This window comes from Paenibacillus sp. NPDC056579, from assembly GCF_042793215.1.
Lineage (GTDB): Bacteria > Bacillota > Bacilli > Paenibacillales > NBRC-103111 > Paenibacillus_S.
The window spans coordinates 145913-164537 of the sequence record NZ_JBHTVD010000016.1; the positions used below are offsets into that span (position 1 = coordinate 145913).

At 50.1% G+C, this 18625-nt stretch carries 22 protein-coding genes, 2 tRNA genes and 1 rRNA gene; 3 read left to right on the forward strand and 22 right to left on the reverse strand.

Annotated features, from left to right (window positions below; all coding sequences use genetic code 11):
• Positions 1–189: 189 nt before the first annotated feature.
• The 5 genes from prmC to ACFQ88_RS36435 all read right to left on the reverse strand — a co-directional run bounded on the left by prmC (position 190) and on the right by ACFQ88_RS36435 (position 4873).
• Complete coding sequence (gene prmC / locus ACFQ88_RS36415; protein ID WP_239630537.1) at positions 190–1089, reverse strand: peptide chain release factor N(5)-glutamine methyltransferase; 900 nt, start codon at positions 1087–1089, stop codon at positions 190–192.
• Positions 1090–1093: 4 nt separating this feature from the next.
• Positions 1094–2167, reverse strand: a complete 1074-nt coding sequence (gene prfA, locus ACFQ88_RS36420; RefSeq protein WP_379462516.1) for a peptide chain release factor 1 — start codon at positions 2165–2167, stop codon at positions 1094–1096.
• A gap of 41 nt (positions 2168–2208) precedes the next feature.
• On the reverse strand, positions 2209–3309 hold the full coding sequence (gene ychF, locus ACFQ88_RS36425; RefSeq protein ID WP_379462518.1) for a redox-regulated ATPase YchF: 1101 nt from the start codon (positions 3307–3309) through the stop codon (positions 2209–2211).
• Between the two features lie 129 nt (positions 3310–3438).
• Complete coding sequence (locus ACFQ88_RS36430) at positions 3439–4143, reverse strand: peptidoglycan recognition protein family protein (protein WP_379462520.1); 705 nt, start codon at positions 4141–4143, stop codon at positions 3439–3441.
• A 241-nt stretch (positions 4144–4384) separates the two neighbouring features.
• Positions 4385–4873 (reverse strand): PilZ domain-containing protein, encoded by a 489-nt coding sequence (locus tag ACFQ88_RS36435; protein WP_379462523.1) that lies wholly within the window; start codon positions 4871–4873, stop codon positions 4385–4387.
• Between the two features lie 235 nt (positions 4874–5108).
• Between ACFQ88_RS36435 and ACFQ88_RS36440 the strand changes: the two genes are divergently transcribed.
• The gene (locus ACFQ88_RS36440; protein ID WP_379462525.1) at positions 5109–5552 is read left to right on the forward strand and encodes a thiol-disulfide oxidoreductase DCC family protein; all 444 of its coding nucleotides are present in this window, start codon (positions 5109–5111) and stop codon (positions 5550–5552) included.
• A gap of 226 nt (positions 5553–5778) precedes the next feature.
• Positions 5779–6237: a tRNA adenosine(34) deaminase TadA gene (gene tadA / locus ACFQ88_RS36445; RefSeq protein WP_379462527.1), complete on the forward strand. Its 459-nt coding sequence runs from the start codon at positions 5779–5781 to the stop codon at positions 6235–6237.
• Between the two features lie 99 nt (positions 6238–6336).
• On the opposite strand, the gene ACFQ88_RS36450 is transcribed toward tadA, so the two are convergent.
• From ACFQ88_RS36450 to map, 7 genes are all read right to left on the reverse strand, one after another.
• Positions 6337–7002 carry a LiaF transmembrane domain-containing protein gene (locus ACFQ88_RS36450; protein WP_379462529.1) on the reverse strand — a complete coding sequence of 222 codons (666 nt, stop codon included), beginning with the start codon at positions 7000–7002 and terminating at the stop codon, positions 6337–6339.
• Positions 7003–7006: 4 nt separating this feature from the next.
• Positions 7007–8092, reverse strand: coding sequence for a hypothetical protein (locus ACFQ88_RS36455; RefSeq protein WP_379462531.1), 1086 nt, complete (start codon positions 8090–8092; stop codon positions 7007–7009).
• Positions 8092–8619 (reverse strand): hypothetical protein, encoded by a 528-nt coding sequence (locus ACFQ88_RS36460; RefSeq protein WP_379462533.1) that lies wholly within the window; start codon positions 8617–8619, stop codon positions 8092–8094. The genes ACFQ88_RS36455 and ACFQ88_RS36460 overlap by 1 nt, the downstream gene beginning before the upstream one ends.
• Entirely contained in the window at positions 8616–9098 is a 483-nt protein-coding gene (locus ACFQ88_RS36465) for a sigma-70 family RNA polymerase sigma factor (RefSeq protein ID WP_379462556.1), read from the reverse strand. Before ACFQ88_RS36465 ends, ACFQ88_RS36460 begins: the two co-directional genes overlap by 4 nt.
• Before the next feature lie 318 nt (positions 9099–9416).
• Positions 9417–9719, reverse strand: a complete 303-nt coding sequence (locus tag ACFQ88_RS36470) for a hypothetical protein (RefSeq protein WP_239630546.1) — start codon at positions 9717–9719, stop codon at positions 9417–9419.
• 197 nt (positions 9720–9916) lie between these two features.
• Positions 9917–9993, reverse strand: a tRNA-Arg gene (locus ACFQ88_RS36475).
• 71 nt (positions 9994–10064) lie between these two features.
• The gene (map, locus tag ACFQ88_RS36480; RefSeq protein ID WP_379462536.1) at positions 10065–10811 is read right to left on the reverse strand and encodes a type I methionyl aminopeptidase; all 747 of its coding nucleotides are present in this window, start codon (positions 10809–10811) and stop codon (positions 10065–10067) included.
• Between the two features lie 165 nt (positions 10812–10976).
• Between map and ACFQ88_RS36485 the strand changes: the two genes are divergently transcribed.
• A complete protein-coding gene (locus tag ACFQ88_RS36485; RefSeq protein ID WP_239630548.1) occupies positions 10977–11183 on the forward strand; it encodes a hypothetical protein in 207 nt (68 codons plus the stop codon).
• A 61-nt stretch (positions 11184–11244) separates the two neighbouring features.
• Here the strand turns inward: ACFQ88_RS36485 and ACFQ88_RS36490 are convergent, their stop codons facing one another.
• From ACFQ88_RS36490 to rrf, 10 genes are all read right to left on the reverse strand, one after another.
• On the reverse strand, positions 11245–11391 hold the full coding sequence (locus tag ACFQ88_RS36490; protein ID WP_239630549.1) for a small acid-soluble spore protein P: 147 nt from the start codon (positions 11389–11391) through the stop codon (positions 11245–11247).
• A gap of 16 nt (positions 11392–11407) precedes the next feature.
• Entirely contained in the window at positions 11408–11596 is a 189-nt protein-coding gene (locus ACFQ88_RS36495) for a hypothetical protein (protein ID WP_239630550.1), read from the reverse strand.
• Positions 11597–11619: 23 nt separating this feature from the next.
• A complete protein-coding gene (locus tag ACFQ88_RS36500) occupies positions 11620–11964 on the reverse strand; it encodes a hypothetical protein (protein WP_239630551.1) in 345 nt (114 codons plus the stop codon).
• Between the two features lie 227 nt (positions 11965–12191).
• A tRNA-Ser gene (locus tag ACFQ88_RS36505) sits at positions 12192–12281 on the reverse strand.
• Positions 12282–12328: 47 nt separating this feature from the next.
• The gene (gene serS, locus ACFQ88_RS36510; protein ID WP_379462539.1) at positions 12329–13615 is read right to left on the reverse strand and encodes a serine--tRNA ligase; all 1287 of its coding nucleotides are present in this window, start codon (positions 13613–13615) and stop codon (positions 12329–12331) included.
• A gap of 11 nt (positions 13616–13626) precedes the next feature.
• The gene (pdxT, locus tag ACFQ88_RS36515; RefSeq protein WP_239630553.1) at positions 13627–14199 is read right to left on the reverse strand and encodes a pyridoxal 5'-phosphate synthase glutaminase subunit PdxT; all 573 of its coding nucleotides are present in this window, start codon (positions 14197–14199) and stop codon (positions 13627–13629) included.
• A 27-nt stretch (positions 14200–14226) separates the two neighbouring features.
• Positions 14227–15108, reverse strand: coding sequence for a pyridoxal 5'-phosphate synthase lyase subunit PdxS (pdxS, locus tag ACFQ88_RS36520; protein ID WP_379462542.1), 882 nt, complete (start codon positions 15106–15108; stop codon positions 14227–14229).
• 114 nt (positions 15109–15222) lie between these two features.
• Positions 15223–16512: a D-alanyl-D-alanine carboxypeptidase family protein gene (locus ACFQ88_RS36525; protein WP_379462544.1), complete on the reverse strand. Its 1290-nt coding sequence runs from the start codon at positions 16510–16512 to the stop codon at positions 15223–15225.
• Positions 16513–16641: 129 nt separating this feature from the next.
• Positions 16642–18099, reverse strand: a complete 1458-nt coding sequence (guaB, locus tag ACFQ88_RS36530; protein ID WP_379462546.1) for an IMP dehydrogenase — start codon at positions 18097–18099, stop codon at positions 16642–16644.
• A 433-nt stretch (positions 18100–18532) separates the two neighbouring features.
• Positions 18533–18625 (reverse strand): 5S ribosomal RNA (gene rrf / locus ACFQ88_RS36535); the annotation flags it as partial.

An 18625-nucleotide genomic window follows, 5' to 3' on the forward strand; every position in this document is an offset into this window, starting at 1 on the left:
TATTTCTTAGATAACTTAGAGAGAGAGTACAGATTCCGAGACGGTCTAGATCCTCTCACAAGCTTCAAGCGAAGGATTCTGGACTAGATCATATCCCGTTTCGGCTTCCCTCCCCCTGCTCTTCTTTTTTGGGGTCTACCCTACCCTCTTGCCCACGGTTTATTTACTCATTCGGGCAAGCAAAAAGCTTCACGGATGGTTTACGGAGATGACATGGCGGTTAATCCCGGCCAAATCCGGCACAATCCGGATTTCATCCCAGGCCGCTGCATCCGCCAGCATTTGCGAGACAGCTTCGGCCTGGCCGATGCCGACCTCGAGCCCCACAAGCGACGGCAGCGCCGGAAGCTGTGCCAGCTGCGCAATCAGCCGACGGTACAGCACAAGCCCGTCCGCCCCGCCATACAGCGCGGAAGGCGGCTCGTACAGCCGTATCTCCGGCTGCAGTCCCTCCTCATCCGCCTGCGGGATGTACGGCGGATTCGATACGACCGCATCGAGCTTCAACCCCCGCTCGATGTAAGGCGCTAGCAAGTCTCCTTCCACGAAGGAGACCCGCTCGCCAACCCCGTTCAGCTCCGCATTCGCTCTTGCCACCGCCAGCGCAGCCGGCGATATGTCCGAGCTCATGATGCTCCACTGCGGGCACTGCACGGCGAGGCTCACGGCAATCGCCCCGCTCCCGGCACCGATGTCGGCGACAAGCGGGCTTGTCTTGCGGTCGCCTCCATCCTGCCACAGCTGCTTGCCGAGCAGCACGATCTGCTCGACCAGCAGCTCCGTCTCCGGCCGTGGAATCAGCACGGCCGGGTTCACCTTGAAGGGGAGCCCATAAAATTCCTGCTCCCCTATAATATACTGCACCGGCTCGCCGGCCGCCTTGCGCTGCAGCAGCGCTTCCCATTCCCCTTGGCGTTCCACGGGGAACATTTCCTGCCAGCGCAGCAGCAGCTCGCTGCGGCTCCAGCCGAACAAATGCTGCAGCAGCAGCTCCGCACAGTGGGCCGCTTCAAGGACGTCATACCCCTGTAAAAAAGAAGAAGCCTTCACATAGGCTTCACGAATCGTCAACTTCCGTTCGACGGTCATCTCTTTACACTTGTTCCCCTTTATCCATGAGCTCCGATTGCGCAGCAATCGTAAGCGTGGAAATAATCTCTTCCATATCGCCGTTCAATACAGCATCCAAACGATGCAGCGTCAATCCGATACGGTGATCGGTAACGCGGCTTTGCGGGAAGTTATACGTCCGAATCCGCTCACTGCGGTCACCGGTACCGACTTTGCTTTTCCGCTCGCCTGCATATTTGGACATTTCCTCTTGCTGCAGCTTGTCGAAAATACGGGCGCGCAGCACCTGGAGCGCTTTTTCCTTGTTCGAGTTTTGCGATTTGCCGTCCTGACACGTCGCTACGATCCCCGTTGGGACGTGAGTCACGCGTACGGCCGACTTCGTCGTATTAACGGATTGTCCGCCGGCTCCGCTGGAACAGAACGTATCGACGCGAATATCGTTGTCGTTGATCTCGATATCGATGTCCTCCATCTCCGGCAATACGGCTACCGTTGAAGTGGACGTATGAATACGCCCGCCGGATTCCGTTGTCGGAATCCGCTGTACGCGATGCGCGCCGCTCTCGAACTTCAGCTTGCTGTACGCACCCTTCCCGTTCACCATGAAGATAATCTCCTTGAATCCGCCGAGATCGTTCATGCTGACATCCATAATTTCCGTCCGCCATCCTTGGGCGTCGGCAAACTTCGTATACATCCGGTACAGATCGGACGCGAACAAGGCCGCTTCATCTCCGCCGGCTGCGCCGCGGATTTCCACGATCACGTTCTTATCGTCATTAGGATCCTTAGGCAGCATCAAAATTTTGATGCGCTCCTCTAGCTCCTCCTTGCGTTGGGAGAGCTCTTCAAGCTCCATCTTCACAAGCTCGCGCATTTCGTCGTCGAGCTTCTCGTTCTGCATGATCCGTGCAGCATCGTACTGCTCTACTACGGCTTTGTATTCCGTATAAGCCTCGTACGATTCCTGCAGATCGGATTGCTCCTTGGAATATTCCCGCAGCTTTTTCGTATCGCTGGTTACATCCGGATCGCACAGCAGCTCACTCAATTTGTCATAGCGGTCCGCCAACGATTGCAGTCTGTCTAACATCTTCATTCACCCCTTATGTCGCCAATGCTAGTAATATTATTTTAAACATTAAAACGGAAATGCATAACATCGCCGTCCTGCACTACGTACTCTTTCCCCTCCAACCGCAGCTGTCCTTTTTCCTTCGCAGCGTTCATCGATCCCGCATTCACCAGGTCGTCATAGCTCACAACCTCGGCACGAATGAAGCCGCGCTCAAAATCGGTATGAATGACGCCGGCCGCTTGCGGAGCTTTCATTCCTTTACGGATCGTCCATGCGCGCACTTCCTGCACGCCGGCCGTAAAGTACGTGTACAACCCGAGCAGCTTATACGCCGCTTTGATCAGGCGGTTCAAGCCCGATTCCTGCAAGCCCAGCTCCTCCAGGAACATTTCCTTATCTTCGCCTTCAAGCTCGGCGATCTCGGATTCCACCTTCGCGCTGATCGGCACTACCTCTGCGCCTTCCAGTGCTGCATATTCGCGAACCTTTTGCACGAACGGATTGTCGTCGGCGTTAGCCACTTCCGATTCGCTCACATTAGCCGCGTACAGCATCGGTTTCATAGTCAACAGGTGCAGATCGCGGATAAGCAGCTTTTCATCTTCCGTCAGCTCTACGCTGCGGGCCGGCTTATCGTTGTACAGCGCCTCTTTGATCCGCTCAAGGCATTCCACTTCAGCAGCGTACTTCTTGTCGCCGCCTTTCATATTTTTGCGGGATCGTTCAATCCGCTTCTCGACCGATTCCACGTCTGCCAATATCAGCTCCAGGTTGATCGTCTCGATATCGCTAATCGGATTGACCGTACCGGATACGTGCGTAATGTTCTCATCCTGGAAGCAGCGCACCACATGAACGATGGCATCCACTTCGCGGATGTGGGCGAGAAACTTATTGCCCAAGCCTTCGCCGCGGCTCGCGCCTTTAACCAAACCGGCAATATCTACAAATTCGAAAGCGGTAGGCACCACATTCTTCGGCACGACCATCTCGGTCAGCTTGACCAGCCGCTCATCCGGAACCTCGACTACACCCACATTCGGATCAATCGTACAGAAAGGGTAATTCGCCGACTCGGCACCCGCTTGCGTAATTGCATTAAACAAAGTGGATTTGCCAACGTTCGGCAGGCCCACGATCCCTGCTTTCAAAGCCATATATAGGACAACTCCTTAGCTATCGTTTCTAATATTACTAAATAGTTATTATATCGCAAAAAGAGGTCCCCTGTCACGCAAGAGACCGTTTTTCCAGCAATATTCAGCATTTTATTTCTTCGTACCTGTCTATAGCTGCCCGGAAACTCGCCGCAGCTCATTGGCCAACCGATGAAATTCCGCTTGTGCCTGCGCATCATCGGTTGCAAAATAGGCCGCCGACAAAAAGCCGATCACTTTATTCGCATCGTCCGGGCTAATTAAAATGTCCGGCTCCAGACTCGCTTCATATTCCGCCGCAACATCGATAATAAGATCGTCGAACGTTTTGCCGACCAGCGCGAGCGCCCCTACCGGGTCCGTTCTTCGCTGAGGATCGAGCCTATAATGACCGATGAGATCGTTCGCCGGGTTCAGTCCGTATAAAAAGCATGCGTAGGCGAGCGTCCAGCAATATCTTCGGTAAGCCTCCTCCATGTCGATGGATCCGCCGTAGCATAGCTCAATCGATCCGGCCGCATCGTTGGCATTGGTTCCGTAGCGTATATTATCGCCTACGACATCGTATCGGACATGCCATGCCTTTTCCGGAGGGGCTGTCAAAAACGGAATACACTCGATAATCGACCTGTCATCCACAAAAAGATGCGCCGACGCTTCCATATCATTATGAGTTCGTTCGTAAAAGGTCACATTATTGGCAGCCGTAGAGCCGGGGTTCCCGGTATCATGCGCAACCAAAAAACGGCAAGGCTCCAGCGGAATCATCGGCCTGCGTCGGCTCGGTCCCGTCAAATAGGCGGTTGTTATGTCGTATTTCATTCGAAATGCCATCATGCTACCCCCTCTATGTCCTTTTTCTTATCCTTATGCATCCCGCTTCCTATTTCTCACGGCCCCCGCCCGTTTTCCGGCAAAAAGCGGCAGGAGCCCGCACCCGAATTGGACACGCTGAAATGCTGCGAACAAGTGACATGTTGGGAGTAGGCAAAAGTACCTCAACAGCTCCGGTTAAACAACAAAAAATCGCCGTTTCCGGCGGAATAAAGCTACGATGCGGCAGTGTTTCACACCTTTATTTAAACATTCGTTTTTCCGTTTCTATTTTCTTGTTCTCAAAGTACGATTCGATCTGCTTTCTTAGCACAAAAGCCCGTAAGGAATTAACCTGCTCAGAAGACATGTCGGTGAATTGAACTCCGTAGTAGTATCGGTCACCCAGTAAATCCTGCCTCACTAACTCGGCACGGCACGATAAGAAAAAACCGATATGAAGCTCCAAATCAATCTGGCTCCAATTGCTCTCTCCATTTATAGCATCTTTCTCCAAAGTAAAGCCAACACCGCTTACGCTGATGTTATGAATACGGAGCTCGATCTCCTCCTCCGGAAGTCTCATTATATCTCCCGGCCCCGAGGCGATACCGCGGATCAGACCGGTTTCGTTCACATCCACTCGAGGGAACTCCCTTTTTTCGGCAAAGCGGCGCTGATTGTCAGGAAGATTGAGCAGCATCAATGCGCCTTGATCTTTGGCTACGACCGTTGAATGGAACGTATACACGCCCCCTGGAGAATACACAGTACATAGGACATTGCATCTAAAAGTTGTAGGCACATGGACCTAGTTTGATTTTATTATACATTCCCGCCTTAAAAGGTAGCAACCGATTACCTGCAAATTAACGATTTCTTCAAAAGCAAGGTATAATGATAACAAAGAGAAGCTGCCGTACATCCTTGCTTGCCAAGAGAAGTCGGCCATTGTGCCTTTATTATCCATGGAAAAAGGTGATCGCATGAAAGCTCATCGCCATGAATCAGATCCTGCCCTCGATACCGCCCGGCATCCGGTGATTCTTTTTGACGGAGAATGCCGTTTCTGCAACGGCTGGGTGAAGTTCCTTCTGCGCCGCGACAAGCGCGATGTATTCCGTTTCGCTCCCTTGCAATCGGAAGCTTCACAGCTGCTGCTGCCATCCCACCTTAGGAATGGCGGGTCTTCTCTGGATTCCGTCATTGTAGTGGAACCCGGAGCCGTCTACACTCATTCCTCGGCTGTGCTGCGAATTGCCAAGCATCTTGGAGGCGCATGGGCCCTCCTCTACGGATTGATCATCATACCGGCCCCGCTCCGGGATCGTATATACCGCTGGGTCGCCAAAAACCGCTATGCCTGGTTCGGTAAGGAACAAAGCTGCATGATGCCTACCGAGGAAACGAAGCGCAAATTTATTGGATAACAGCCTGGGCAGGCCTTCCGTTGACGCAAGTGCTGCCTTATCCCCATATGGGGATAGCGACTGGAATAAATCGAAGGTGCTTGCGTCAATATCCCCAGATTTTTATAATGAAATGTGCATAATAACCTAGTTATCCACAATGTTATCCACAGCATGTTAACAAATCGAATATTTGTTCGTTTATCCCTGTTTGTGGATAAGTAACCATACTGAATGAGGTGTCTGTGTGCAAGAACATATCCCTTTTATGAACGCCGCCATCGAGGAAGCGCGCAAAGCCGAGGCGCTGAAGGAAGTGCCCATCGGCGCCGTCGTCGTGTGGAAAGACCAAATCATTGGCCGCGGCTATAATTTACGCGAAACGACCCGCGATCCGCTGGCGCATGCCGAGCTTATCGCGATAAAACAAGCCAGCGAGTTTTTGCAGGCGTGGCGCTTGCTTGATTGCCGGCTCTACGTCACGTTGGAGCCTTGCCCGATGTGTGCCGGGGCCATCGTGCAGTCGAGAGTCCCGCAGGTCATCTACGGGACTACGGATCCTAAAGCCGGCTGTGCGGGAACATTGATGAATTTGCTGCAGGAGGAGCGGTTTAACCATCGCGTAGATGTCGTAAGCGGCGTTCTCCAGGAAGAGTGCAGCACCATGCTGACCCAATTTTTCCGCCGCTTGAGGGGCAAAGAATGAATAACTTCAATGGATTTTTCCCCTTCGCCTTGCGGACGGTTCGTGGCAAACAAAAAAAGCAGGAGTTCCCATTCAAACCGGGCTCCTGCTTTTTTTCATTCAAGATGAGATTACCTGATTGTCGCTCCCTCTTAATTCCACCTGCACATCCTGCGGCAGAACGACCGTCACATTCATATACGGATAGTAGGAATCGAAGCCTTGCTCCGTCGGAAGCCTTTTAATCTGCAAATACATCGTATCTCCCACCGTATGGACCGAGACTACCTGCTCCTTCGCTAAAGGCGGGGATTCCTCACCCGCTTTGATTCTATCGCGGAACGTACCGAAGACTTGCACCGATCTCTCCGGCGATTTGTCTACCTTGACGGCATGCTCCGACGATTGCACGACGATCTTTTTGATCCCGTCCCCTAGCGATTCTTTGACGGAAGGAAGATCCTTCGTAAGCTCCGTTGTATTCAGCATTGACCTTACTTCTCCCATGATGCCGGCTGAAGTAAGCAGCGTGAAGCCAAGACAGCCGATACACAGCACGCCGACGAAGAACAAGCTCATCATATCGTAATGAAGCACGGTGTTTTCCTTTTTGGAGAAGAGCAGATAGACGATGATTTCCAGCCCAAGCATGACGAAAATTAACGGCCACCATGTTATGAACGCGTCGTACGCCTGCAGCCCGTTCCATTGTGACATGAATAATATGACACCCAGCACTATGAGCGACAAGCCCATCGATAACGTGCCTACACGCCATTTTTTCATCCGCTCAATCCCTCCTCTGCTTACTTCCGAGCAATAATCGAATCCCGCCGCCGATGAGCAGCACAGATACAACGAATGTCTGGAAATATTGGTGGAATAGCATCGAGATGCGTTCTTGAGGGAACATCCGGTCCAGAGCGCTCAGCAGCACTTCATCGGCTAAATAATACAATCCCAGCAGCAGCAGTACGATGCCTACCCATTTCTGGTGATTAATGAGCCAATCGACAAAAGGCAAATCCCTAAGCTCTTCGCGGCCTTGCTTGGAAATAAGCTGAAGCGCGTCGAAGAAGCTGTAAAACCAAAGGATCGGGATCAGAAACAAAAAGAGGGACAGACGCAGCACATCCATAATGTAAATGCTGAACAAGAAGGCAGCCATCAGCTGCAAACCGCGTTTTTGCAATCCGAGATACATATGCCCCGCTCCTGGAATGATAGAGAGGAACGTAGCGATCATCTTGCTTTTTCTGCCGTCCTCGCGGCTTTCTTGGAAATCCTCCAAAAACGTTTGATCGATCAAAAACTCACCCCGCTGCTTCCGGTTCAGCTGCTGAATGCTGTCGAACATGGAGTACAGCCAGATGATAGGCATTACGCCGAGAAACGCCAGAAATCCCTCCTGATGCGTCAGGACCGAAATAAAGACGATCATCGCAAACGAGCCGAAGAAAGCAATCAAAAACGCCAATCCCCGCTGCATCAAGCCAAGCTGGAAATGGCCGAGACCCGGAATGACCGACAATACAATGGTAAAAAACCGTTCATTATCCGGACGCGGAGGTGAAGCATACACTCCATCCGGCGACGGAACAGGAGCTTGAAGAGATGGCTCGCGCCCGCGGATTAAAGTAATCACCATATCGACTAAGTTAATGAATCCAACGAATAGCGCCACCGCCATCAGGAGCGCCAAAATTTCGCCGTTGTAACGGTATTTTCCCGATACGACCAGCAGGAACATGAGCAGCACCGGTCCAAAAAAACCGCATCCGTAAATTACAGCCCGGAACAAACGGTTTAAATAAAGATGTCCCATTCCGGGGATGAAAGACAGCAGCAGCGCCGCCATCGGGTTTTTTGGTTGCATTAACGATTCCCCCCTCTTTCGTGTTTAGGCTGGATCGAATCCAGCATGCCAATGGTTTTTTCCATAATGCGTTGCGATACGGAGGACCGGTCTTCCTGGACAGGCGGAGATGCTACCACGTTCGTCTCTGCAGAGCCTACCCGTTCCGCCAGCGAATGAAACACCCCTGTACTCATTAAGAGGAAGGTTACTGCAGCTGCCACCGCATAATGAAACACCGGATGGCGCAGGAACGATGGTGCGATTATTTTCTTGTGGTGTTGGGTCACCGGCTCCGGCTTCCATGCATCGATCGCCTCTGACTGTGTAACAGAGGCCGCGATGGACTGCATGACGGCGTCAGCCATAGCGGTTTTCGTTTGTTCCGCCAGCACTGTGAACGAGTCCCTAGCGAGCTCCAGACACTGCATATACTGTTCAAGACATTGATCGCACGAGCTGAGATGCGTTTCGTATTCAAGCTGCTCTTCCATCGCCAGTTCTTCTCTCACATAGCGGGCCCATTGTTCCAACGAATAATGCTTCATCCCCACTCCTCCTCCTTCCAGTGCTTGCGGATCCATTGTTTGGCTCGATACAGCTTCGATTCCACCGTCTTCAGGGTGACACCCTGCTCTATCGCTATCTCCTGATAACTTTTATCCTTGATATAAAAGGCAACGACCACGTCCCGGTAATTGTGGGGCATATCGTCCAGACATTCCCGAATCCTCTGCCGCCTATGATTATGAAGCACTTCCTCCTCTACCGTATGGGTCGGATTAACCGGAATTAACAGCTCCGGCTCATCGGTCAGCTGCTCTCGTTTGCGCTCCAGCGACCGTTTGTAGTCAATCGCTTTGTTCACGGTAATTCGCGTGATCCACGTCTTAAACCCTTGATGCTGATACTGAGGGAGAGAAGCATATATTTTCAACAGCGCTTCTTGCGTCACATCTTCGGCATCCTTAGACGACCGGAGCACAGAGTACGCTACATGGTATAAATACGATTGATATTTAGCCATCAATAAGCGAAATGATTGCACGTCGCCGGCTACGATGCGTTCGATCCACTCTGTTTCCTCTGTAATGTTCTCCCCCTCCTCTCCGAAGTAATAGACGCGGCTGCAGCGAACGACCCCTGCACTTTACAGAAATATTTTTTACAGGGGCATCTTTTTTATTGTACAACAAGAAAAGTCCCCAAAGGTGCAGCGTGCTAAGGAACTCATTCTGACTACTTTTAGGTACACTTTCCAGACCAACAAAAAGAACCGCTCCAAGTCTTGAGCGGCCCCTCTCTATTTTTGAATAATAGTTCCACGAGGAACAATTCGGCAGCTTTACTTCAGCCCGTTTTGGGATTTCACTTGCAGCTTTCCGCCTTGGAACACCAGGATCGCATTGGATCCTAATCCATCGCCTTTGTATTGATAAGTAACGATGTACATTTCTTCGCCCTTTTTGCCCGTCTCAGCCATCAGTTCCCCTTCGCCGCCTATAATCTCGGTGGCTTTTTCGTACGTCATTCCGCTTTCCAGCTTCTCAAACTTCGCTTTCGTTATTTTAGCATTAGGAGCGTCTCCGCATCCTGCCGCGGTTATCGCAATCGCCACACAAATAAGCAATGTAAAAAGTACTCTCATCCAAAACTCCTCCAACTTTTCATTTTTTTCCATAACTACCGCATATTCTATAATGTTTACCACGTGTTGACCATGGGTCCAGAGTTTCAACTGTTAGGAGCTAACGGCAGGAATGCAAGCAGAATGCACAAAAAAACTCCTGCGGATTTCGCAGGAGATCGCTTATGTGATCATTATTTTTAATGAAAAGCTTGAAATGGCGCGCCCGATACGATTCGAACGTACGACCTGCAGTTTAGGAAACTGTCGCTCTATCCTGCTGAGCTACGGGCGCGCGGCAAGAGTATTATAGCATACATTTGCGTCAGCGAAAAGATTATCGCAGGCAGTAATAAGGGAACCTTTTTACAGCTCGGTTAAAATTTCCGGACCCTTCTTGGTTATCGCCACCGTATGCTCGAACTGTGCCGATAAGGCGCCATCCCATGTACGGGCCGTCCACCCGTCCAATTCCACATACATTTCATGCGTACCTGCATTGATCATCGGCTCGATGGTGATAACCATGCCTTCCTTCAAAACAAATCCTTTTCCAGGCTTCCCTACATGCTGAAAGGTTGGCTTCTCGTGCAGCGATTGCCCAATCCCGTGTCCGACCAAATCCCTTACGACCGAATATCCCGCTCCTTCGGCGTGCTTTTGAACAACATGCATGACATCCCCTATCGTATTGCCTGCTACCGCTTTCAGAACCGCCATATCGAGGCATTCCTTGGCCACTTTCACCAGACATGCGGCTTCCGGAGATACGGCGCCTACCTTGTACGTACGGCAGGAATCGGCCATCCAGCCGTTATAGCTGCATACGATGTCCATTTTGACAATGTCGCCGCTACGCAAAGGCGTATCATTGGGGAATCCATGAGCGATCACATCGTTCAGTGAAGCGCATGTTGCATAAGGGAACCCTTTATAGCCTTTCGTCACTTGGCGGGCTCCATGGTCGTTAATAAACCGCTCTGCGAAGTCGTTAATCTCCAGCGTCGTGATGCCCGGACGAATCATGCGGCTAAGCTCTTCATGACATTGGGCCAGCACTTGACCTGCTTTTCGAATCGCAGCAATCTGTTCCGGCGTTTTCAAAATAATCATGCTCATCGCCTCTTTGCGTTTATTACCTATAGTACGCATCGGTTTGCAAAATGCCCCTCTGCTGGAACGATCCAAATATTTGTCCCATACCACAATAGTCCATGCTGGCCGAAATAGAATATCCATTCTCTTTTTAAATTGTTCATGGTAGAATGAGGAAAGCATATGAGTGAGGTGTTGGGCTGCGTGTTGGAGGACAATCGGTTTTATATTATTTACGATGAGTTTTCGATTTCGATCTGCTCTGTTCTTGACGACGTATGTGAGGAGTTGGCTTTAGGGGGCACACTGTACGGCTATGCCGACAACGAAGAGCTCGCGCAAATGATGATGGTAGAATGTTTCCATTATTTGTCCGCGAAAAATGCGTAATATAAAGACGACAGCCCTCCATGTAGAACTGTCGTCGCTTCATTATTTAGATTAGATTTGATCAGCCTTCCCCGTTATTGTGACGGGAGTGATTTTGCTGTTTAACCTTCTTGGAGCCCGATAGAGGTTCCATCGGCTGATTGTTTTTTTCGCTGCGGTTTTTTTGTCCGCTTGGGGGATTTACGGGCTGGGCAATATCTTTTGGCATGGTCCGTCCTCCTTGATCAATCTTTATCGTTTAATGTAATCGACATCTCTTGGGACGACTCGTCATGATTCAGCGCATCTTGATGACGGCGATCGTTCGTTTGCTGCTGCAGCTGTTGGGCATGATGGCTGTTAACGGCCACCTGATCCAGGTCTTTGACTACATTTTGCAAGTTTTTATCGACACTGCTTTTATTTTTTGTCATTACTCATCCCTCCACGCTCGTGGCTACTTCGTTATGCTGTGAAGCTGTTGTGCGCACTCGTGAATATGACGGACATAGTCGTCAACCATCGTTTGGATGATATTTGTCCGTTCGTCTACATTGCGTCCGTCAACCTCCACATCCACAAGATCCACTTTAACTTCCCGTGAATCCACATACGTGCATTTGAAATCAAAGCTGTAGTTGGAATGACCTGCTGTCGCAATATGCAAACGAAGCGCATTAGATTCGGCCTCGTCCGCTAGTACTTCCGCCCGGTCCGATGCATTGAGCACCGTAGGCAACGTTTCCGACCATGCAGCGGCCAATTGCTGCTGATCTATTGCAAGGGTATCTGTATTTGCCATCTTATCAACACCTCCACAATCTATAAGGTGCGAATCCGCCAACCTGTTTATGCGATACGGCAGGAAGTAAAAAAAGGAACGCATCTTCTAATGCCATTCCTTTTTTCATCCGATGATCTCAGAATCTTATCCATTCTATCATAATAAAAAAAGCCGCATCATCCGCAAAGGACGATACAGCTTCTTAATCAAGGTTATGAAATCCTTATGTAAGCCACAAAATTTTATGGCGGAGAGGGTGGGATTCGAACCCACGGAGACCTCACGACCTCGGCGGTTTTCAAGACCGCTGCCTTAAACCACTCGACCACCTCTCCGGGTGACAAAAAGGATTGTATCACATTTGATCAGGCTATTTCAAGTTCTATTTTTTGCTGATCTTCGTCAAATTGTTCATGTAAGGACGAAGCACCTCAGGAATAACGACACTTCCGTCTTCCTGCTGGTAATTTTCCAAAATAGCGGCAACGGTCCGTCCGAGCGCAAGGCCCGATCCGTTCAACGTATGCACGAATTCCGGCTTCGCTTTCGCATCGCGGCGGAAACGAATATTGGCACGACGAGCCTGGAAATCCTCGAAGTTGCTGCAAGACGAAATTTCTCTGTACGTGTTGCCGCTAGGCAGCCACACTTCCAAGTCATACGTCTTCGCCGACGAGAAGCCCAGATCGGCAGTACACAAGGTCAGCACCCGATAAGGCAGCTTCAACAGCTGCAGCACCTTCTCCGCATCGGCCGTCAGCTTCTCCAGCTCGTCATACGAGCTCTCGGGAGCTGTAAGCTTCACCAATTCAATTTTGTTGAACTGATGCTGGCGGATCAGGCCACGGGTATCCCTGCCTGCAGAACCTGCCTCAGAACGGAAGCAGGCGCTAAAGGCACTGAAATATTTCGGCAAGTCCTCGATGGACAAGATGTCGTCACGGTAATAGTTCGTAACCGGAACCTCCGCCGTCGGGATAAGGAAGTAATCAATGCCTTCGCCGGCAATTTTGAATACATCCTCTTCGAACTTAGGCAGCTGTCCGGTACCGGTCAAGCTATCCCGATTCACGATTTGCGGCGGGAGCATCTCTTCATATCCATGCTGGTCGCTGTGCAAATCCATCATGAAGTTGATTAAAGCTCGCTCCAACCTGGCTCCGAGCCCCTTATAGAATACAAAGCGGGAACCCGTTACCTTCGCTGCAGCCTCGAAATCGAGAATACCGAGCTCTTGTCCAATTTCCCAATGGGCCTTAGGCTCAAAGGAGAACGCTGCAGGCTCGCCGACACGGCGAATCTCGACATTATCGTCTTCGGACTTGCCCACCGGCACGCTTTCATGAGGAACATTAGGTATGGACATCGTAATTCCGTTCAAATCCGCTTCCAGTACACGAATCTCTTCATCCAGCACTTTAATGCGGTCGCCGACGCCCTTCATTTCCTCAATCAGGGCATCCGCATTCTGCTTCGCTTTTTTCAAAGCGGCCACTTCCTGAGACACGACGTTCCGGCGATTTTTCAAGCTCTCCACTTCCTGGAGCAGCTCTCTTCGCTTGGTGTCGAGATTCGTAAACCGGCTAATATCTTCGAGCGTTTTGCCGCGATTGGTCATCGCTTGCTCTACAAGCTGCAAATCGTTTCGCAGCAGTTTTACATCCAACAAGGGGACCCCTCCTACCTCGCTTCACGTACCATATCTAGAAAATATGCATGCATCCGTTCATCGTCCGTTAGCTCCGGATGGAAAGAGGCGACTAGCAAGCGCCCCTGACGAGCGGCAACAATTTGATCTTTGTACGTGGATAATACCTCGACGCCCTCGCCTACCGCTTCGATCAACGGGGCACGGATAAACACCGCACGAACATCGTCGGCGATGCCTTTCACGTCAAGATCCGTTTCAAAGCTCTCCCGCTGTCTCCCGAACGCATTACGAGCCACCTTGATATCCATCAGCCCAAGATGCGCTTCAGGCTCACCGGCAATTTCCTTGGCGATGACGATCAGGCCGGCACATGTCCCGAAAATCGGCTTTCCTTGCTCATGAAACGAACGCAGTGCATCTATGAAGTGATAGGTTCTCATCAGCTTGCCGATCGTTGTGCTTTCCCCGCCGGGAATGATCATCCCGTCCACTTCATCCAGCTGCTCCGTTTTTTTGACAACGACACCTTCGCCGCCGGCCTTCTCGATAAGCTTAATATGCTCGGCAACGGCTCCTTGGAGAGCCAGTACTCCTATTTTCATCGCTAATCCACCTTTTTGCTTACACCATTACCAGCCGCGTTCTTGCATGCGTTGAGTGGCGTCCAGCTTGGAAATTTCGATCCCTTTCATCGGAGTTCCCAAGTTTTTGGAAATTTTTGCGATCAATGCGTAATCCGTGTAGTGAGTCGTAGCTTCTACAATCGCTTTAGCGAACTTCTCAGGGCTGTCCGATTTGAAAATACCGGAGCCTACGAACACGCCGTCCGATCCCAAATGCATCATCAGCGCAGCATCGGCAGGAGTCGCTACGCCGCCTGCAGCAAAGTTAACGACCGGCAATTTGCCTGTTTCGTGAACTTGCAGCAGCAGCTCGTACGGAGCTCCCAGGTTTTTGGCTTCCGCCATCAGCTCGTCCTTGGACATAGCTTGTACTTTTTTAATTTGACCGACCATCATGCGCATATGACGAACCGCTTCCACGATATTACCCGTTCCCGGCTCACCCTTCGTACGGATCATCGATGCGCCTTCACCGATTCTGCGCAGCGCTTCGCCAAGATCTCTGGCGCCGCAAACGAAAGGAACCGTGAACTCTCTTTTGTTAATATGGAACACTTCATCGGCAGGAGTCAGCACTTCGCTCTCATCGATGTAATCCACACCCATGGCTTCCAAAACCTTAGCTTCAACGAAATGCCCGATACGAGCTTTAGCCATTACCGGAATGGATACGGCCTTCATTACCTCTTCCATAACCGTTGGGTCCGCCATACGGGCTACACCGCCCACTGCACGGATGTCCGACGGCACCCGTTCCAAAGCCATTACGGCAGATGCACCGGCAGCTTCAGCGATTCTCGCTTGCTCCGCATTCATGACGTCCATAATGACGCCGCCTTTTTGCATTTCTGCCATCCCTTTTTTAACGCGAGATGTTCCTGTTTCCATGTCCGATTCCTCCATACCTATGTCAATAATATCGTGGATCAACGAAATTAGCACAAACTACTAAACAATTATTTTACAGGAAGACGTTTAAATAAACAACAGGTTTACTTGTTTTTATTCCTTCTTTGCACCCGTAACCATGTCTACAAAAAAGTTTTTAATCGCCCGGAAAAACAATCGGAACCAGCTGCCCTTCTCCACATCTTCATTCGCTATCAAATTCGCGACTTTTTCGGTCCCCTGATAAGTCACCTTGACCGTTCCAAGCACATCTCCGCTTTTAATTGGAGCTACCAGCTTGCTCTCTTCAACCGGCTGCGCCGTAATCGTGAATTGATCCGGTGTTGCGCCTTTCTTCACTACAAAATTAACACCGGTTTGCGTCACTACCGGAACTTGCGTAGCTACACCTTTTTTAATATTTACCGTTTTTAGCGAATCTATTTCTTGCTTGGCTGTCAATACCGGTTTCGATTCAAAATTGCTAAATCCGTAATCCAACACCTTTCTGGTTTCCTCAAATCGAGTCGGTTCTTTGGGGGTACCCATAACGACGCTGATTAAACGCATGCCGTTTCGCTCCGCCGTTCCCGTGAAGCAGTAGCCCGCGTCATCCGTTGAGCCTGTTTTCAAACCGTCCAAGCCCTCATAAGCATACTTCTTGAAGTTGATATTATCTTTGTTCCCTGCCAGCATCCAGTTCCAGTTGATCATAGGCGTTTTGTCTTTCTCACGGAACTTTTTCGATGGAATACTTGTATATTCGAGTACTTCCTTATGGTCCTTTAAGATATTATAAGCAATAATGGCTGCGTCGCGTGCTGTAAGCAGTGTTTCCCCTTGAAGCTCCTTCGGCGCGTATTTCCCCATATCCGCTCTGGACAAGCCTGTGGCATTAATAAAATGCGCCTGCTCGGATAGCCCGAACTCCTTGGCTTTTGCGTTCATCATTTTAGCGAATTCTTCTTCGGACCCCGCTATTTTTTCCGCTAACGCAACCGAAGCGTCATTCGCCGAATAAATCGACATCGCTGCGAACATATCCTTCATAGAAACCTGTTCGTTCAGTGCCAGCAAACCGCCCGACCCGATAACATCAGCCGCATTTTGACTGGTCGTGACCATCTCATCCCAGCTGAATTTGCCGCTCTTCACCGCTTCCATAGTCAAATATTCCGTCATCATCTTCGCCATACTTGCCGGCGGCAGCGGGGTGTCCGCACGATCTTCGAATAATATTTGCCCCGATGCAGCATCCATCAAAATAGCGGATTTTACATTCAATTTTAAATCAACCTGCTCTGCAGCCACAGCCGCTTTAGGTTGAGTAACCAATGACAATCCCAACTGAGCCAACAATGCAACCGTCAATACTACGGAAACTCGCCTTACAGAAAAAAACACAGTCTCACTCCTCAACTTAAAATTTGATGCGTAAACGCGTAATTCATATTGTACCACAGGGGGAAAACCTGTTCAAAACAAAGAAAACGCAGCCCGTAGGCCGCGTCTCGAATATTTCCATATATTACATTACAACGAGTAGTTTGGAGCTTCTTTTGTAATTTGTACGTCATGCGGATGGCTTTCACGAAGTCCGGCACCCGTAATGCGAATGAACTCTGTGTCGTTGATAAGCGATTCGATGTTCGCTGCACCACAGTAACCCATACCGGAACGCAAGCCTCCGATAAGCTGGTACACAGTATCGGCCAAAGGCCCTTTGTAAGCGATACGGCCTTCGATCCCTTCCGGAACGAGCTTGCTCTCGTTCTCTTGGAAGTAACGGTCCTTGCTGCCTTCCTTCATAGCGCCCAACGAACCCATACCGCGGTATACTTTGAACTTTCTGCCTTGGTAAATTTCCGATTCGCCCGGGCTCTCATCCGTTCCTGCGAACAAGCTTCCGATCATTACGGCACTTGCACCCGCCGCAATCGCCTTGGTCACGTCACCGGAATATTTAATACCTCCGTCCGCGATAATAGGTACGTTATATTCTCTTGCCACTGACGCGCAATCATAAATCGCGGTAATTTGCGGTACGCCGATCCCTGCGATGATCCGTGTCGTACAGATCGATCCCGGTCCGATACCTACCTTAACGATCGATGCTCCGGCTTCGATAAGGTCTCTTGTCCCTGCTCCCGTTGCCACGTTACCGGCACAAATAGGAAGATCAGGATATTGGGCACGAATTTGTTTGACCGTGTTGAGAATGTTGATATGGTGGCCGTGTGCCGAGTCAACGACGATCAAGTCCGCTCCAGCTTCAACCAGAGCCGCTGTACGCTCCATAACGTCCTTGGAGACCCCTACCGCTGCACCGACCAGAAGACGGCCGTGGATGTCTTTTGCGGAGTTAGGGAACTGAATAGCCTTCTCAATATCTTTAATTGTAATAAGGCCCTTCAGAGTGTTGTGCTCGTCTACCAAAGGAAGCTTCTCGATCTTATGCTTTTGCAAAATGACTTCCGCTTGCTGAAGCGTAGTACCTACAGGAGCCGTTACCAGATTGTCGCGAGTCATAACCTCTTTAATCTTGATCGAGTAATCGTGCACGAAACGCAAGTCACGGTTGGTCAAAATACCTACCAGCTTCTTGTTCTCATCACAAATCGGTACGCCTGAGATCCGGTACTTGGCCATCAGCTCTTCGGCATCGTACACATGATGTTCTGGTGTAAGGGAAAAAGGATTCGTAATAACGCCGCTTTCCGAGCGTTTAACGCGATCCACTTCTTCAGCCTGCTGCGCAATGGACATGTTCTTGTGAACAATACCGATCCCGCCTTCTCTTGCGATAGCAATGGCCAAAGCCGCTTCCGTTACCGTATCCATCGCAGAGCTTAACAACGGAATGTTCAACTTGATCTTATCCGTTAGCTTCGTTGAGATGTCGATCTCCTTACCAAACACTTCTGACTTCCTTGGCACCAACAATACATCATCAAACGTCAAGCCTTCTTTAGCAAACTTCGTATCCCACACAGAACTTAATCCTCCTTAGATTTCTTACTTGCCCGTAGATATTATTGCAATATTAACAAAAGCCCAATTTTCATGTCAAGCCCATCTTCATAACCGAAATAGAATCTTCATATTCGGCTTATAAATTGGGAAAAGAAGGATTGTAAACGGGATTGTTGCTCCCCCTCCTCAGTATTCCCATCGTCACCATGCAATATATAAAAGCTTCAAGGGTTGTCTTACCCTTTTCTTTCTGCTTTGAGTATGGTAAGTAAACCTCTATCGAGGCCACCAAAAATGAGTGACCTTCAAGTTTTACTTTGGCAAAACTCTCTTCGTAAGAATGGCAGTTTTATCGCCACCTTCCATCGGATGATCTCGGTATCGTATAAATTCTATTGCGGTAACAAAAAAGAGCCTTTCTGGAATTTATCCAGAAAAGCTCTTTGCCGTTGCTTGGCGACGTTCTACTCTCCCAGGACCCTTCGGTCCAAGTACCATCGACGCTGGAAGGCTTAACGGTCGTGTTCGGTATGGGTACGCGTGG

What these genes read in the sequence shown, in the direction of transcription:
- prmC (WP_239630537.1), bottom strand. Translation starts at nt 1,089, where the DNA reads ATGACCGTCGAACGGAAGTTGACGATTCGTGAAGCCTATGTGAAGGCT.
- prfA (WP_379462516.1), bottom strand. Translation starts at nt 2,167, where the DNA reads ATGTTAGACAGACTGCAATCGTTGGCGGACCGCTATGACAAATTGAGT.
- ychF (WP_379462518.1), bottom strand. Translation starts at nt 3,309, where the DNA reads ATGGCTTTGAAAGCAGGGATCGTGGGCCTGCCGAACGTTGGCAAATCC.
- ACFQ88_RS36430 (WP_379462520.1), bottom strand. Translation starts at nt 4,143, where the DNA reads ATGGCATTTCGAATGAAATACGACATAACAACCGCCTATTTGACGGGA.
- ACFQ88_RS36440 (WP_379462525.1), top strand. Translation starts at nt 5,109, where the DNA reads ATGAAAGCTCATCGCCATGAATCAGATCCTGCCCTCGATACCGCCCGG.
- ACFQ88_RS36450 (WP_379462529.1), bottom strand. Translation starts at nt 7,002, where the DNA reads ATGAAAAAATGGCGTGTAGGCACGTTATCGATGGGCTTGTCGCTCATA.
- ACFQ88_RS36455 (WP_379462531.1), bottom strand. Translation starts at nt 8,092, where the DNA reads ATGCAACCAAAAAACCCGATGGCGGCGCTGCTGCTGTCTTTCATCCCC.
- ACFQ88_RS36460 (WP_379462533.1), bottom strand. Translation starts at nt 8,619, where the DNA reads ATGAAGCATTATTCGTTGGAACAATGGGCCCGCTATGTGAGAGAAGAA.
- ACFQ88_RS36465 (WP_379462556.1), bottom strand. Translation starts at nt 9,098, where the DNA reads ATGGCTAAATATCAATCGTATTTATACCATGTAGCGTACTCTGTGCTC.
- ACFQ88_RS36470 (WP_239630546.1), bottom strand. Translation starts at nt 9,719, where the DNA reads ATGAGAGTACTTTTTACATTGCTTATTTGTGTGGCGATTGCGATAACC.
- map (WP_379462536.1), bottom strand. Translation starts at nt 10,811, where the DNA reads ATGATTATTTTGAAAACGCCGGAACAGATTGCTGCGATTCGAAAAGCA.
- ACFQ88_RS36485 (WP_239630548.1), top strand. Translation starts at nt 10,977, where the DNA reads ATGAGTGAGGTGTTGGGCTGCGTGTTGGAGGACAATCGGTTTTATATT.
- ACFQ88_RS36490 (WP_239630549.1), bottom strand. Translation starts at nt 11,391, where the DNA reads ATGCCAAAAGATATTGCCCAGCCCGTAAATCCCCCAAGCGGACAAAAA.
- ACFQ88_RS36495 (WP_239630550.1), bottom strand. Translation starts at nt 11,596, where the DNA reads ATGACAAAAAATAAAAGCAGTGTCGATAAAAACTTGCAAAATGTAGTC.
- ACFQ88_RS36500 (WP_239630551.1), bottom strand. Translation starts at nt 11,964, where the DNA reads ATGGCAAATACAGATACCCTTGCAATAGATCAGCAGCAATTGGCCGCT.
- pdxT (WP_239630553.1), bottom strand. Translation starts at nt 14,199, where the DNA reads ATGAAAATAGGAGTACTGGCTCTCCAAGGAGCCGTTGCCGAGCATATT.
- pdxS (WP_379462542.1), bottom strand. Translation starts at nt 15,108, where the DNA reads ATGGAAACAGGAACATCTCGCGTTAAAAAAGGGATGGCAGAAATGCAA.